This window comes from Ramlibacter cellulosilyticus (genome assembly GCF_014297465.1).
Classification (GTDB): domain Bacteria; phylum Pseudomonadota; class Gammaproteobacteria; order Burkholderiales; family Burkholderiaceae_C; genus Ramlibacter; species Ramlibacter cellulosilyticus.
In genome coordinates this window covers 120,431-134,925 of sequence record NZ_JACORT010000005.1, presented here as the reverse complement: position 1 = coordinate 134,925, position 14,495 = coordinate 120,431, and the positions used below count along the sequence as shown (strand labels likewise).

17 protein-coding genes are annotated in these 14,495 nt (G+C 69.6%); 16 read left to right on the top strand and 1 reads right to left on the bottom strand.

All coding sequences use genetic code 11. The annotated features are described in order from the left end of the window. The first annotated feature begins 4 nt into the window (after positions 1–4). The 6 genes from can to H8N03_RS13370 all read left to right on the top strand — a co-directional run bounded on the left by can (position 5) and on the right by H8N03_RS13370 (position 6,095). The gene (gene can / locus H8N03_RS13395; RefSeq protein ID WP_187076695.1) at positions 5–664 is read left to right on the top strand and encodes a carbonate dehydratase; all 660 of its coding nucleotides are present in this window, start codon (positions 5–7) and stop codon (positions 662–664) included. Between the two features lie 7 nt (positions 665–671). Further along, entirely contained in the window at positions 672–2,480 is a 1,809-nt protein-coding gene (gene aceK / locus H8N03_RS13390; protein ID WP_187076694.1) for a bifunctional isocitrate dehydrogenase kinase/phosphatase, read from the top strand. Continuing rightward, positions 2,477–2,974 (top strand): hypothetical protein, encoded by a 498-nt coding sequence (locus tag H8N03_RS13385; protein ID WP_187076693.1) that lies wholly within the window; start codon positions 2,477–2,479, stop codon positions 2,972–2,974. Before aceK ends, H8N03_RS13385 begins: the two co-directional genes overlap by 4 nt. 11 nt (positions 2,975–2,985) lie before the next feature. Continuing rightward, complete coding sequence (locus H8N03_RS13380; protein WP_187076692.1) at positions 2,986–4,167, top strand: acetyl-CoA C-acyltransferase; 1,182 nt, start codon at positions 2,986–2,988, stop codon at positions 4,165–4,167. 119 nt (positions 4,168–4,286) lie between these two features. Then, positions 4,287–4,955, top strand: a complete 669-nt coding sequence (locus tag H8N03_RS13375; RefSeq protein WP_187076691.1) for an SDR family oxidoreductase — start codon at positions 4,287–4,289, stop codon at positions 4,953–4,955. 9 nt (positions 4,956–4,964) lie between these two features. Then, complete coding sequence (locus H8N03_RS13370; protein ID WP_187076690.1) at positions 4,965–6,095, top strand: acyl-CoA dehydrogenase family protein; 1,131 nt, start codon at positions 4,965–4,967, stop codon at positions 6,093–6,095. On the opposite strand, the gene H8N03_RS13365 is transcribed toward H8N03_RS13370, so the two are convergent. After that, positions 6,092–6,508 (bottom strand): response regulator, encoded by a 417-nt coding sequence (locus tag H8N03_RS13365; RefSeq protein ID WP_187076689.1) that lies wholly within the window; start codon positions 6,506–6,508, stop codon positions 6,092–6,094. The two genes, H8N03_RS13370 and H8N03_RS13365, sit on opposite strands and share 4 nt — an antisense overlap. A 65-nt stretch (positions 6,509–6,573) precedes the next feature. On the opposite strand from H8N03_RS13365, the gene H8N03_RS13360 reads away from it, so the two are divergent. The 10 genes from H8N03_RS13360 (at position 6,574) to H8N03_RS13315 (ending at position 14,493) form a co-directional block, all read left to right on the top strand. After that, positions 6,574–6,993: a rhodanese-like domain-containing protein gene (locus tag H8N03_RS13360; RefSeq protein WP_187076688.1), complete on the top strand. Its 420-nt coding sequence runs from the start codon at positions 6,574–6,576 to the stop codon at positions 6,991–6,993. Further along, on the top strand, positions 6,990–7,394 hold the full coding sequence (locus H8N03_RS13355) for a YchJ family protein (protein ID WP_187076687.1): 405 nt from the start codon (positions 6,990–6,992) through the stop codon (positions 7,392–7,394). The genes H8N03_RS13360 and H8N03_RS13355 overlap by 4 nt, the downstream gene beginning before the upstream one ends. Continuing rightward, positions 7,391–8,251, top strand: a complete 861-nt coding sequence (locus H8N03_RS13350; protein ID WP_187076686.1) for a metallophosphoesterase — start codon at positions 7,391–7,393, stop codon at positions 8,249–8,251. The genes H8N03_RS13355 and H8N03_RS13350 overlap by 4 nt, the downstream gene beginning before the upstream one ends. After that, positions 8,248–8,910: an HAD family hydrolase gene (locus tag H8N03_RS13345; RefSeq protein ID WP_187076685.1), complete on the top strand. Its 663-nt coding sequence runs from the start codon at positions 8,248–8,250 to the stop codon at positions 8,908–8,910. The genes H8N03_RS13350 and H8N03_RS13345 overlap by 4 nt, the downstream gene beginning before the upstream one ends. Before the next feature lie 92 nt (positions 8,911–9,002). Beyond that, positions 9,003–9,869 carry an STAS domain-containing protein gene (locus H8N03_RS13340; protein ID WP_187076684.1) on the top strand — a complete coding sequence of 289 codons (867 nt, stop codon included), beginning with the start codon at positions 9,003–9,005 and terminating at the stop codon, positions 9,867–9,869. 4 nt (positions 9,870–9,873) lie between these two features. Beyond that, positions 9,874–10,248 carry an STAS domain-containing protein gene (locus H8N03_RS13335; RefSeq protein ID WP_187076683.1) on the top strand — a complete coding sequence of 125 codons (375 nt, stop codon included), beginning with the start codon at positions 9,874–9,876 and terminating at the stop codon, positions 10,246–10,248. After that, positions 10,238–10,645 (top strand): anti-sigma regulatory factor, encoded by a 408-nt coding sequence (locus H8N03_RS13330; protein WP_187076682.1) that lies wholly within the window; start codon positions 10,238–10,240, stop codon positions 10,643–10,645. Before H8N03_RS13335 ends, H8N03_RS13330 begins: the two co-directional genes overlap by 11 nt. Further along, positions 10,642–11,643: an ATP-binding protein gene (locus H8N03_RS13325; RefSeq protein WP_187076681.1), complete on the top strand. Its 1,002-nt coding sequence runs from the start codon at positions 10,642–10,644 to the stop codon at positions 11,641–11,643. Before H8N03_RS13330 ends, H8N03_RS13325 begins: the two co-directional genes overlap by 4 nt. Before the next feature lies 1 nt (position 11,644). Continuing rightward, on the top strand, positions 11,645–12,514 hold the full coding sequence (locus H8N03_RS13320) for a sensor histidine kinase (protein ID WP_187076680.1): 870 nt from the start codon (positions 11,645–11,647) through the stop codon (positions 12,512–12,514). Further along, positions 12,511–14,493: a hybrid sensor histidine kinase/response regulator gene (locus H8N03_RS13315; protein WP_187076679.1), complete on the top strand. Its 1,983-nt coding sequence runs from the start codon at positions 12,511–12,513 to the stop codon at positions 14,491–14,493. Before H8N03_RS13320 ends, H8N03_RS13315 begins: the two co-directional genes overlap by 4 nt. The last annotated feature ends 2 nt before the right edge of the window (positions 14,494–14,495 follow it).

Genomic DNA, 14,495 nt, shown 5'->3' with positions numbered 1-14,495 from the left:
GCCCATGCCATCCGTCAATGACCTCTTCGCCCACAACCGCGCATGGGCCGCGCAGATGGAGCGCGACCGCCCCGGCTTCTTCAGCAGCCTGACCAAGCAGCAGAAGCCCAAGTTCATGTGGATCGGCTGTTCCGACAGCCGGGTGCCCGCGAACCAGATCACCGGCCTGGACCCGGGCGAGGTCTTCGTGCACCGCAACGTCGCCAACGTGATCGTGCACTCCGACCTCAATGCGCTGTCCACCGTGCAGTTCGCCGTGGACATGCTCAAGGTGGAGCACATCATGGTGGTCGGCCACTACGGCTGCGGCGGCGTGCTCGCCGCGCTGAACAACACGCGCGTCGGCCTGGCCGACAACTGGATCCGCCACATCCAGGACGTGCGCGACCGGCACCGCGGCCTCCTGGACAACATGGCCCCCGAGCAGCGGGGCGACGCGCTCGTCGACCTCAACGTGATCGAGCAGGTGGTGAACCTCTCGGTCAGCACGGTGATGATGGACGCCTGGGCCAAGGGCCAGAAGGTCAGCATCCACGGCTGGGCCTTCGGCGTGCACGACGGCCTGCTGCAGGACCTGCACATGACCGTCGCCAGCACCGACGCGATCGAGCCCACCTACCGCGCCGCCGTCGAAGGCGTGATCGCCGCCCGGGCGCGCCCCTAGCAGGACCATGTTCCCGGAACGCCTGGATGCGCCGCAAGCCTTCGACATCGCCAAGGCGATGCTCGATGGCTTCAACCGGCACTACCAGCTGTTCCGCAGCGAGTCCGCGCGCGCCAAGCACCGCTTCGAGACGGCCGACTGGCACGGCCAGCAGCGCGCCCAGCGCGAGCGCATCGAGTTCTACGACCTGCGCGTGAAGGAGGCGGTGCAGCGGCTGGAAAAGGAGTTCAAGGCCGGCCAGCAATCCATGGAGGTGTGGCACCAGGTCAAGCTGCACTACATCGGGCTGCTCGTCGACCACCACCAGCCGGAGCTGGCGGAGACCTTCTTCAACACGGTCACCACCAAGATCCTGCACCGGACCTACTTCCACAACGACTTCATCTTCGTGCGGCCGGCGGTCAGCACGGAGTACATCGAGAACTCCGAGCCGGCGGCCACGCCCACGTACCGCTCCTACTATCCGACGCGCGAGACGCTCCGCGACGAGCTGGTGCGCATCGTCCACAACTTCCGCCTGGCCCGCCCCTTCGAGGACCTGGAGCGCGACGCCGGCTTCGTGCTGGAAGCGATCGCCGCGCGGCTGTCGCACGTGAAGCTGCGGGCCAACTTCCAGATCCAGGTGCTGTCGTCCCTGTTCTTCCGCAACAAGGGCGCCTACGTCGTCGGCAAGATCATCAACGGCTTCTCCGAGCTGCCCTTCGCCCTGCCGATCCTGCACGGCCGCGAAGGCAAGCTCGTGATCGACACGGCGCTGTTCGGCGAGGACGAGCTGCTGATGCTCTTCTCCTTCGCGCGGGCCTACTTCATGGTGGACATGGAGATCCCGGCGGCGTACGTGCAGTTCCTGCGCAGCCTCATGCCGCGCAAGCCGCGGGGCGAGCTCTACACCGCGCTCGGCCTCGCGAAGCAGGGCAAGACGCTCTTCTACCGCGACTTCCTCTACCACCTGCGCCACTCCAGCGACAAGTTCCGCATCGCGCCCGGCATCAAGGGCATGGTGATGCTGGTGTTCGACCTGCCGTCCTTCCCCTACGTGTTCAAGGTGATCAAGGACTTCTTCCCGCCGCAGAAGGACACCACGCGCGAGCAGGTGCAAGGCAAGTACCTGCTCGTGAAGCAGCACGACCGCGTGGGCCGCATGGCCGACACGCTGGAGTACAGCCTGGTGGCCTTTGCGCGCGAACGCTTCGAGGACGAACTGCTCGAGGAGATCCGCCGCTTCGCCCCCAGCCAGCTGGAGATCGGCGACCGGGACGGCGACGGCCACGAGGAGGTGGTGATCCGCCACCTCTACATCGAGCGGCGCATGATCCCGCTGAACATCTACCTGCAGGAAGCCTTCGATGCGGGCGCCAGCGAGCAGGTGGAGCACGCGGTCGTCGAGTACGGCAACGCGATCAAGGACCTCGTGGCGGCGAACATCTTCCCCGGCGACATGCTGTGGAAGAACTTCGGCGTCACGCGCAACGGCAAGGTCGTCTTCTACGACTACGACGAGATCGAATACCTCACCGACTGCAACTTCCGCAAGGTGCCGCAGGCGCGCACCGAGGAGGAGGAGCTCTCCGGCGAGATCTGGTACAAGGTCGGCCCGCGCGACGTGTTCCCGGAAACCTTCGAGCCCTTCCTGCTCGGCAACCCCGCGGTGCGCGACGTCTTCCTGCGCCACCACGCGGACCTGCTCGACCCGGCGTTCTGGGAATCGCACAAGGCGCGCATCCTCGCCGGGCACGTGCACGACGTCTTTCCCTATGCGCGCGAGCAGCGCTTCGCGCGGCGGCAGCAGGTCGCGAACGCCGAGGCGGTCGCATGAACTGGCGCGACGGATGGGAACTGGCGAGCTTCATCGTGACGGCGCTGGGCCTGCCCTTCGCCATCCTGTTCTTCGCCTGGGAGCAGCGCAAGGAGCGCGACAACGAGGAGGAAGAGGCTTACCAGCTGCTCTCCGACGCGTACAACGACTTCCTGAAGATCGTGCTGCTCAATCCCGACCTGCACCTGCGCACCAACGACCCGCTGTTCAACCCGACGCCGGAACAGAAGGAGCGCATGCTGGTCATCTTCGACATGCTGATCTCGCTGTTCGAGCGCGCCTATCTCGTGGCGTACAAGCCGCGCATGGGCGAGACCGAGGCCCGCCGCTGGAACAGCTGGGACGACTACATGCGCGAGTGGTGCCGCCGCGAGGACTTCCACAACGCGCTGCCGCTGCTGCTGCGGGGCGAAGACCCCGAGTTCCAGGACTACATCCGCCGCATCGCCGAGGAGGAACGCGGCGCCCTCGTCATCCCCACGACCAATTACTGAAGGAGTGAACCATGGCTGAATCCATCGTCATCGTCGGCGCCGCGCGCACCCCCATGGGCGCGTTCCAGGGCGACTTTTCCGCGCTCGCCGCGCACGACCTGGGCGGCGCCGCCATCAAGGCCGCCGTGCAGCGCGCCGGCATCCCCGCCGACGCCGTCGGCGAAGTGCTGTTCGGCAACTGCCTGATGGCGGGCCAGGGCCAGGCGCCCGCACGCCAGGCGGCGTTCAAGGGCGGCCTGCCGCGCAGCGCCGGCGCCGTGACGCTGTCCAAGATGTGCGGCGCGGGCATGAAGGCCGCGATGCTCTCGCACGACATGCTGCTCGCCGGCACCCACGAGATCATGGTCGCGGGCGGCATGGAGAGCATGACCAACGCGCCCTACCTGCTGCTCAAGGGCCGCGGCGGCTACCGCATGGGCCACGACAAGGTCTACGACCACATGATGCTGGACGGCCTGGAAGACGCCTACGAGCCGGGCCGCGCGATGGGCACCTTCGGCGAGGACTGCGCCGCCAAGTACAAGTTCTCGCGCGAGGCGCAGGACGCCTTCGCCATGGCGTCGGTCAAGCGTGCGCAGGCCGCGACGCAATCCGGCGCCTTCGCCACCGAGATCACGCCCGTGACGGTGAAGGACCGTGCCGGCGAGCGCGTCATCAGCATCGACGAAGGCCCCGGCAAGGTGAAGCTGGACAAGATCCCGCAGCTGCGTCCGGCGTTCAAGAAGGACGGCACGATCACCGCCGCCTCCAGCTCCTCGATCAACGACGGCGCCGCGGCGCTGGTGATGATGACCGAGAGCACCGCGAAGCGCCTGGGCGTCAAGCCGCTGGCGCGCATCGTCGGCCACACCACGCACGCGCAGGAGCCCGAGTGGTTCACCACCGCGCCCGTCGGCGCCACGCAGAAGCTGCTGGCCAAGACCGGCTGGAAGGTGTCCGACGTCGACCTGTGGGAAGTGAACGAGGCTTTCGCCGTGGTGCCCATGGCGCTGATGGAGGAACTGAAGGTCTCGCACGACATCGTCAACGTCAACGGCGGCGCCTGCGCGCTGGGCCACCCGATCGGCGCGTCCGGCGCCCGCATCATGGTCACGCTGCTGCACGCGCTGAAGGCGCGCGGCGGCAAGCGCGGCATCGCGACGCTGTGCATCGGCGGCGGTGAAGGGACCGCTGTCGCTCTCGAGCTCGTTTGAGGCCCTTCGGTGGGGTTTCGCTTCGCTCCACCACCACCCTACGGGGTGCTCTCCCGTAGGGTGGCGGCGCGCCAGCGCCGGAAGGTGAACGCAGTGAACCCCACCGCCACCCCCGAACCATGAACATCCTCGTCATCGGCGCCTCCCGCGGCATCGGCCTCGAATTCGTGCGCCAGTACCGCGAAGCGAAGCACACCGTCATCGCCACCGCCCGCGACGCCGAGGGGCTCGCGCGCATCGAGGCCCTCGGCGCGAAGGCGCTCAAGGTGGACGTCGCCGACCCGGCCAGCGTCAGCGGCCTCGGCTGGCAGCTCGATGGCGAGAAGATCGACCTGGCCCTCTACGTGGCCGGCGTCATGTCGCGCGGCGACGCGAAGCAGCCGCCGTCGCGCGACGACTTCGACCGCGTGATGCGAACCAACGTGTGGGGCGCGATGCAGGCCATCGTGCAGGTCGCGCCGCTGGTGGAAGCCGCACGCGGGCAGTTCGCCTTCGTCAGCAGCCAGATGGGCCACATCGCCGGCGTGGAGTCCAGCTACAGCTGGGTCTACCGCGCGAGCAAGGCCGCCCTGAACATGGCGGTCGCCGCGGCGCAGCCGGACTACCCGCACGCGTCCTTCGTCGTGGTCAGCCCCGGCTGGGTGCAGACCGACATGGGCGGCGCCGGCGCGCCGCTCACCGTGGACGCCAGCGTGGACTGGATGCGCCACTCGCTGGACCAGCAGCAGCGCAAGCACCGGCACGTGCCTTTCATCAACTACGACGGCAGCCCCTTCAAGGGCTGGTGAACGCTCGCCATGCTCCTCAGTCCCGACCAGGAAATGATCCGCGACGCCGTGCGCGACTTCGCGCGCGAGCAGCTCTGGCCGCATGCGGCGCAATGGGACCGCGAGCACACCTTCCCGCGCGAGGCGCACAAGGGTCTCGCGGCGCTGGGCGCCTACGGCATCTGCGTGCCGGAGGAGCTTGGCGGCGCGGGGCTCGACTACCTGACGCTCGCGCTGGTGCTCGAGGAGATCGCCGCCGGCGACGGCGGCACCAGCACGGCGATCAGCGTCACCAACTGCCCGGTGAATGCGATCCTGATGCGCTACGGCAGCGAAGCGCAGAAGAAGAAATGGCTCACGCGCCTGGCGCAGGGTGAGCTCCTGGGCGTGTTCTGCCTCACCGAGCCGCACGTGGGCAGCGATGCCTCCGCACTGCGCACCACGGCGGCGAAGACGAACGACGGCTACGTCCTGAACGGCGTCAAGCAGTTCATCACCAGCGGCCAGAACGGGCAGCTCGCGATCGTCATCGCCGTGACGGACAAGGCCGAGGGCAAGCGCGGCATGAGCGCCTTCCTCGTGCCCACGGACACGCCCGGCTACGTCGTGGCGCGCCTGGAGGACAAGGTCGGCCAGCATTCGAGCGACACCGCGCAGATCCGCTTCGAGGACTGCCGCATCCCGACGGAGAACCTGATCGGCGAGGAGGGCGAGGGCTACCGCATCGCGCTCTCGGCGCTGGAAGGCGGCCGCATCGGCATCGCCGCGCAGAGCGTGGGGATGGCGCGCAGCGCCTTCGAGGTCGCGCTGCAGTACGCGAAGGAGCGCGAGAGCTTCGGCACCGCCATCTTCCACCACCAGGCCGTCGGTTTCCGGCTGGCCGACTGCGCGACGCAGCTCGAAGCGGCGCGCCAGCTGGTGTGGCACGCGGCGTCCTTGCGCGACGCCGGCAGGCCCTGCCTGAAGGAAGCGGCCATGGCGAAACTGTTCGCCAGCGAGGTGGCCGAGAAAGTGTGCAGCGCCGCCATCCAGACGCTGGGCGGCTACGGCTACGTGAGCGACTTCCCGGTGGAACGCATCTGGCGCGACGTGCGCGTGTGCCAGATCTACGAGGGCACGTCGGACGTGCAGAAGATCCTGATCCAGCGGGCGCTGGCTTAGCGCACCAGTTCTTCCAGGAACCCCCGGAACGCCACGATGTCCCCCTTCTCCAGCAGGTGGTACACGCCCATCGTGGCGCACTCCTGCCGGATCTCCTTCCACAGGTGCGGCCCCAGTGCCACGACCGTCCCCGGCTTCGGCTGCGAGAGCAGGCGGGAGATCACGTCCTGGCTCGCCTTTTCCGGCAGGGCGAGGTCGACGAAGGCATAGTGCCAGCCGCCGCGGTCCCACACCGTCCATTCGATGGCGTCGGTGGCGTTGTGGAAGAAGCCGGCGAGCTGCAGGCCCGGGATGGAGCGCACGACGTCCGCCATGCGCAGCGTGAGCGCGGGCGGATCCACCAGCACCAGGACGCGCTGCGGCGCGCCGAGCTTGAAGCGCTGGGGTTTGGGAGGAAGGGGCAGACTGTCCATGGCCGGGCTCGAAGCCCCACTATAGGATAGGCTGGGCTTGCCGTGGGCAGATGAGGAGCACCGGAATGACGATCACCAAAGGCTACAAGGCGCTGGTCGACGAGGCGATGGCGCAGGTTCGTACCTATACGGTCGGGGAAGTGCGCGCCCGCCTCGGCGCGGCGGACCTGCAGCTCGTGGACATCCGCGACGTGCGCGAGCTGCAGGCGGAAGGCACGGTGCCCGGCAGCTTCCATGCGCCGCGGGGCATGCTCGAGTTCTGGGTGGATCCCGCCTCGCCTTACTTCAAGCCGGTGTTCGGCACGGAAGGCAAGGAGTTCGTCCTCTTCTGCGGCGCCGGCTGGCGCAGCGCGCTGGCGGCCAGGACCTTGCAGGAGATGGGCATGACGAATGTTGCCCACATCGACGGCGGCTTCGGCGAATGGAAGAAGCAGGGTGCCCCTACGGAGACGCTGGAAGAGCGCAAGGCGAAGAAGAGCGGATGACGCCGGCGGCTCCCTGCCCGTGCGGGCGTGTCGATGCGCGCGGCCGCCCCTTGGCGTTTGCGCAGTGCTGCGGCCCCTTCCTCGCCGGCTTCGCGAGCCAGCCCGCCCCGGATGCCGAGACGCTCATGCGCTCCCGATACAGCGCCTTCGTGCTGCAGGATGGCCCGTACCTGCTCGCCACCTGGCACCCCTCCACGCGGCCGCCCGCCGTCGACTTCGAGCCGGGGCTCAAGTGGCTGGGCCTCGACGTGCGCGACCACCGCGTACTGGACCCCACGCACGCCGAAGTGGAGTTCGTCGCCCGCTCCCGCCTCGCCGGCCGCGGCCACCGCCTGCACGAGCGCAGCCGCTTCGTGCGCGAGGAGGGCCGCTGGTTCTACGTGGACGGGGACCTCTCTTGACGCGCCGCAATCGCTGGCGGCTTGCATTCGGCTTCTTCCTCGTCGCGCTCGCCGCGTGGTCCGTGCTGCTGGAGCCACGCTGGATCGCCCGGCGCGAGCAACGCGTCGAGGTCGCGCAGCCCGCACCTGCGCGTTCCCTGCGGGTGGCCGTCGCATCCGACTGGCACTTGTCGCTGCGCCCGTTGTGGCGCGTCACCACGGTGGAGCGCGCCCGCGCGCTGGTGGACGAGATCAATGCGGCGCAGCCCGACCTCGTCGTCCTGCCGGGGGACTTCATTGCCGATCGCGACTTCCACTCCGAGGATGGTCGCCCCGCTTCCGAAGTCATCGCCGCGGAACTCGGCCGCCTGCGCGCGCCGCTCGGCGTCGTCGCCGTGCTGGGCAACCACGACTGGTGGCACGACGGGCAAGCTTTCACCGATGCCTTCCGCCGCCACGGCATCACCGTGCTGGAGAACGCGGCGCAGCCCTTGCCGGGCACGGCCTGGTGGATCGCGGGTGTCGGCGACGACTCCACCGGCCACGCCGATCCCGCGAAGGCCGTCCGCGCCGTGCCGAAGGGTGCGCCCGTGCTGGTGGTCATGCACGACCCCGCCGCATTCGCGCGCCTGCCGCGCATCCACGGCTTCGCGCTTGCGGCGCACACGCACGGCGGCCAGGTCTACCTGCCCTTCATCGGTGCGCCGGTCGTGCCGGGTGCGGCGCCGAGGGCCTGGGCCTACGGCTGGATCGCGCACGGCGACAATCGCCTCTACGTCACCAGCGGCGTGGGCGTGAGCATCCTGCCGCTGCGCTTCAACATGCGGCCGGAGTGGGTGCTGTTCACCCTCGCGCCGCCCAGGGAGATCGCGAAATGAGTTTCGAGGCCGTGCTGTTCGATTGCGACGGGGTGCTGGTGGACAGCGAAGGCATCACCCACCAGGTGCTGCGCGCCATGCTGGCGGAGCTGGGCTGGACGCTGTCGCCCGAAGAGTCGATGCGCATCTTCCTCGGCAAGGCCGTGAAGGACGAGAGGGCGCTGATCGAAGCGAAGACGGGCAGGGAACTCACCGAGGAATGGTTCGTCCGCTTCCGCGAGCGCCGCAACGAGGCGCTGCTCGCGTCCGTGCAGCCCGTGCGGAATGCCGTCGCGGCGGTGGAGGCGATCAGCCAGAGATACCTCGGGCGCATCGCCTGCTGTTCGGGCGCCGATCGCTGGAAGGTGGAGATGCAGCTGGCCAAGTGCGGGCTGCTGCCGTTCTTCGAGGGCCGCATCTACAGCGGGCACGAGTTGCCCCGTTCCAAGCCCTTCCCCGACGTCTACCTCGCGGCCATGGAGCCGCTGGGCGTCGTGCCGCAAGGCTGCGTCGTGATCGAGGACACCGTCACCGGGGTGACGGCGGGCTTGCGGGCCGGCTGCGAAGTGTGGGGCTACAGCCCACCCGAAGCGGGGCACGACACCCCCGTCGCCCTGCGCGCCGCGGGCGCCTCGCGCGTGTTCGGCGACATGGCGGAGTTGCCCGCTCTCCTCGGATAGCAGCGCGACCGTGTGTCGGTCTTCTCCTACACCTGGCAGCTCGACCGCACGCCCATAATGCCTGTCCCTTACCCCCACTCCGTTCCCGCCCCATGGCCCAAGAAACACAGACCGTGCTGCAACTCGTCACGCAGCACGAAGAACAGATCCTGACGGAGTGGCTGCAGGAGGCGGGTTCCGCTTCCACGCGCCTCACGGATGCGAACCGCCGCGCGATGCGCGGGGAGGCGGAGGAACTGCTGCACGCCCTGCGCAAGGCGCTGCAGGCGGGCGGCGATCCCGACAACTTCCAGCAGCCGGCCTGGGCACCGCTGCGGCAGACGCTCGAGGGGCTCTCCCGTTCGCGCGCGGCGCAAGGCCAGTCCGCGGGCGACACCAGCGTGTTCGTGCTCGCCTTCAAGCGGCCGCTGTTCGCCGCGATCCAGCGCGACCTCGCGGGCCAGGCCGACCGCCAGATGGCCGCCGTGTGGACCCTCTCCACCCTGGTGGACCGCATGGCGCAGTGGACCGTCACCACCTACCAGCAGACGCGCGAGGAGATCATCAAGCGCCAGCAGCAGGACCTGCTGGAGCTCTCCACGCCGGTGATCAAGCTGTTCGAGGGCGTGCTGGCCGTGCCCATGATCGGCACGCTGGACTCCAGCCGCACGCAGGTGGTGATGGAGACGCTGCTGCAGCGCATCGTGGAGACCGGCTCGCGGCTGGCCATCATCGACATCACCGGCGTGCCCACCGTGGACACGCTGGTGGCGCAGCACCTGCTGAAGACCGTGAGCGCCATCCGCCTGATGGGCGCCGAGTGCATCATCAGCGGCATCCGGCCGCAGATCGCCCAGACGATCGTGCACCTGGGCATCGACCTGCAGGGCATCGCCTCCAAGTCGAGCCTCGCCGACGCGCTGGAGCTGGCGATGGAGCAGCAGGGCTTCGTCATCTCGCGCACGCGCCAGGGCGCCTGACGCCATGAACCGCATTCCCATCCTGCAGATGGGCCAGACGTTGCTGGTCACCATCCAGGTCGACATGCAGGACCAGATGGCGCTGGCGCTGCAGGACGACCTGGCGAACAAGATTTCCACGAGCGGCGCCAGGGGCGTGCTCATCGACATCTCCGCGCTGGAGATCGTCGACTCCTTCGTGGGCCGCATGCTCGCGAGCATCTCCGGCATCTCGCGCATCCTCGATGCCACCACCGTCGTGGTCGGCATGCAGCCCGCGGTGGCCATCACGCTGGTCGAACTCGGCCTGTCGCTGGAAGGCGTCCGCACTGCCCTGAACGTGGAGCGCGGCGTCGAACTGCTTGCGCTGACCCGCAAGGAGAACGCGTTTGCCCGCTGAAGACGCCACCGGCACGCAGCCCCTGCGCACCGAGGAAGACATCGTCGCCAGCCGGCAGAAGGTGCGGCAGCTCACGCAGCAGCTGAAGTTCTCGCTGGTGGACCAGACGAAGATGATCACCGCCGCGAGCGAGCTGTCCCGCAACACGGTGGTCCATGGCCACGGCGGCGAGATGCGCTGGGAGCTGCTGGACGACGGCGTGCGGCGCGGCCTGCGCCTGCACTTCGAGGACACCGGCCCCGGCATCCCCGACATGAAGCTCGCCCTCACCGACGGCTGGACCTCCGGCGGCGGCATGGGCCTGGGCCTCCCGGGCAGCAAGCGCCTGGTGCAGGAATTCGAGCTGCAGTCCGAGCCCGGCCAGGGCACACGCGTGAGCATCACCCGGTGGAAATGATGGCCGGCAGTTTCCACGCGGCGTTCCCGATGGGGGATCCGAGTCGCGTGGGCGAGGCCCGCCGCCATGCGGCGCTGCTGGCGGCGGAATGCGCTTTCGACGACGTGGCGGCCGGCCGGCTGGCGCTGGTGGTCACCGAGCTGGCGACCAATCTCGTGCGCCATGCGCAGGCGGGCCGCATGTGGTTGTCCATGCGGCGGGAGCGTCGCGAAGTCGAGGTGCTGGCGGTGGACGCCGGCCCCGGCATGCACGACGTGGAGCGCTCGCTGGGCGACGGCTTCTCCACCGCCGGCACGCCCGGCACCGGCCTGGGCGCCGTCCGCCGGCTGGCCGACAGCTTCGACGTGCACAGTGCCCGCTCGCAAGGCACCCTGGTCCTGGCGCGCGTGCGCGCCGCCGGCGACGCGCCCGCGGGCGCCGCGTGCGTGGGCGCCGTGTCGCTCGCCGCTCCCGGCGAACTGGTGTGCGGCGACGGCTGGGGCTTTGCCCTCGACGGGCCCCGGGCCGCGGTGCTGGTCGTCGACGGCCTCGGCCACGGCCCCGATGCCGCCGAGGCAGCGGCGGTCGCGCTCGAGAGCTTCTCCGAAGACCCGTTCACCGCCCCCCGCGACCTGCTGGAACGCCTGCACCAGTCCTTGCGCCGCACACGCGGCGCCGCCGTCATGGTGCTGCACTGCGACGCGGATGCAGGCACCGTCCGCAGCGCGGGCGCGGGCAACGTCGTCGCGCGCCTGGTCTCCGGCATCTCGGACCGCAGCATCCTCTGCCAGCATGGCACGGCGGGGCTCAAGATCCGCAGCCCGGACGAGACGGTCACGCCCTGGCCCGACCACGCGCTCCTGGTGGTCTGCACCGACGGCATCGAGACACGCTGGAAAGCCGAGGTGCTGGTGCCGGTGCTCGGCCACGACCCGGCTATTGCCGCCGGGCTGCTGGCGCGCGACCATTGCCGCGGGCGCGACGACGCGACGGTCGCCGTGCTCCGGCGCAAGGACTGACATGCCCCCCGACACCTCCACGCCTCCCACCGACCTGCAGGCCGCCCTGGCGGAAAGCCGCCAGGAAGCGCAGGATCTGCGCGCCGAACTGGAGGAGACCAACCGCGGCGTGCTGGCGCTGTACGCGGAGCTCGACTCGCAGGCCGAGCAGCTGCGCCAGGCGACGGACCTCAAGAGCCGCTTCCTGGCCTACATGAGCCACGAGTTCCGCACGCCGATCAACTCCATCCGCAGCATCACGCGCCTGCTGCTCGATCGCGTCGACGGCCCGCTCACCGAGGAGCAGGAGCGGCAGGTCGCCTTCATCCAGCAGAACGCCACCGAATTCGCGGAGATGGTCGACGACCTGCTGGACCTCGCGAAGGTCGAGGCCGGGCGCGTGGAGATCTCCCCCGCCTGGTTCGAGATGGTCGACCTGTTCTCGGCGCTGCGCGGCATGTTCAAGCCGGTGCTCACCAACGCCGCGGTCAACCTCGTGTTCGAGGAGCCGCAGGACGTGCCCAAGCTGTACACGGACGACCGCAAGCTGTCGCAGATCCTGCGCAACTTCATCGCCAACGCGCTGAAGTTCACGCCGAAGGGCGAAGTGCGCGTCGGCGCGAGATTCGAGGGCGACGGCCGCGTCACCTTCTCCGTGGCGGACACGGGCATCGGCATCGCGCCGGAGTTCCACGCCTCCATCTTCGAGGACTTCCAGCAGGTGCAGTCGCCGCTGCAGAAGCGCCTGCGCGGCACCGGGCTGGGGCTGTCGCTCAGCAAGAAGCTCGCGACGCTGCTCGGTGGCAGCGTCGACCTGCGCAGCGAGCCCGGCAAGGGTTCCGTCTTTTCCGTCACCATCCCTGTCCAACTGGAGGGCGCGAAACCGGAATGATCGATCCGGAGGTCATCCACCCCACCATCGAACGCGCGGAGCACACCGTGCTGGTGGTGGACGACAACCCGGCGACGCGGTACGCCACGGGGCGGGTCGTGCGCGCGGCCGGCTTCCGCACGGCAGAGGCGGGCAGCGGCGCCGAAGCGATGGAACTGATCGCGGGCGGCGTCTCCGCCGTGGTGCTGGACGTGCACCTCCCCGACACCGACGGTTTCGAGCTTTGCCGCCGCATCCGCGCGAACCCGCAGACGGCCACGCTGCCGGTCGTGCATCTCTCGGCGGAGTACGTGCGCAACGAGGACCGCGTCACCGGCCTCAATGCCGGCGCCGACGGCTACATGGTGCATCCGGTCGAGCCCGCGGTGCTGGTCGCCACGCTGCAGGCCCTGATCCGCGCGCGCACCGCCGAAGACCGCATGCGACGCAGCGAGCAGCGTTTCCGCGCCATCTACGACCAGGCGCAGAGCGGCATCGCGCTGCTGGACGAACAGGGCCGCTTCGCGGACGTGAACCCGGCGCTGGTTCGCCTGCTGGGGCGCAGCCGCGAGGCGCTGATCGGGCTCGCCGTGAGCGACATCGTCCCGCCCGACTGGCAGTCCTTCGTGGCGCGGCAGCTCGCGACGGCGGGCGGCGAGGGCGCCCCGTGGCGCGGCGAGTTCCCGCTGCTGCACGCGGCGGGCCGGCCCGTGCCCCTGGAGTGGAGCGTGTCGCCGCACGTGGAGCCCGGGGTGCGCATCGCCATCGCCATCGACGTCTCGGAGCGGCACGAGCTGGAGCAGCGCCGCCGCGACGTGCTGGAGCGCGAGCAGGCGGCACGGCAGGTGGCGGAGCGCCACAGCCGCACCAAGGACGACTTCATCGCGGTGCTCTCGCACGAACTGCGCACGCCGCTGAACGCGATCATCGGCTGGGTGCACATCCTCAAGCGGCGCGGCATCACGCCGGAGGGCGCGAAGGGGCTGGAGGCGATCGAGCGCAACGTGAAGACGCAGGCGCGCATCATCTCGGACATCCTCGACGTCTCGCGCATCAACTCCGGCAAGCTGCACCTGGACCGCGAGTGGACCGATCCCGCGGACCTGGTCGCCAGCTCCATCGAGGCGCTCTCCGGGCCCATCAACGAAAGGCGCATCCGCGTGGAGACCGACCTCGCGGGGGCGCATGCGCCGGCGTGGCTGGACCCGGCGCGCTTCCAGCAGATCTTCTGGAACCTGATGACGAACGCCGTCAAGTTCTCGCCCGACGCCGGCCGCATCGAGGTGCTGCTGCGGCGCGAAGGCGACCGGCTGCTGCTGGACGTGCGCGACTTCGGCCAGGGCATCACGCCGGAATTCCTGCCCCACCTGTTCGACCGCTTCACCCAGAGCGACGCGCCGGGCAACCGGCGGCACGGCGGCCTGGGGCTGGGGCTGTCCATCGTCAAGCACCTCGTCGACCTGCACGGCGGCGTGGTGAGCGCGCACAGCGAGGGGCCGGGGCTCGGCACCACGATGCGCGTGGTGCTGCCGGCCCTGCAGCCTGCCGACGCGACGGCCAGCGAGGGCCCTGAAACCGAAAGCGGCTACGAGCCCGGCGAGGAGCAGCTGCATGCCTTGCAGGGGCTGGACGTGCTGCTGGTGGAGGACGACCGCGAGGCCACCGAGATGATGACGCTGGTGCTCTCCGAGCGCGGCGTGCGCGTGCGGACGGCGGGAGACTTCGACACGGCGGTGCAGGCGCTGCAGCAGGCCTGGCCCGACGTGCTGGTCAGCGACATCGGCCTGCCCGGTCGCGACGGCTACGAATTGTTGCGGCGCGTGCGCGAGCTGCAACAGGAGCAGGCCCGGCCCGCGCTCCCGGCGATCGCGCTCACGGCCTTTGCCCGTCCCGAGGACCAGCGCAAGTCGCTGGCCGCCGGCTTCGCGGTGCACCTGAGCAAGCCGTTGCGTCCGCACCTGCTGCTGGACGCGATCGTGCGCTGCCGCCCCGGGGCGTGACG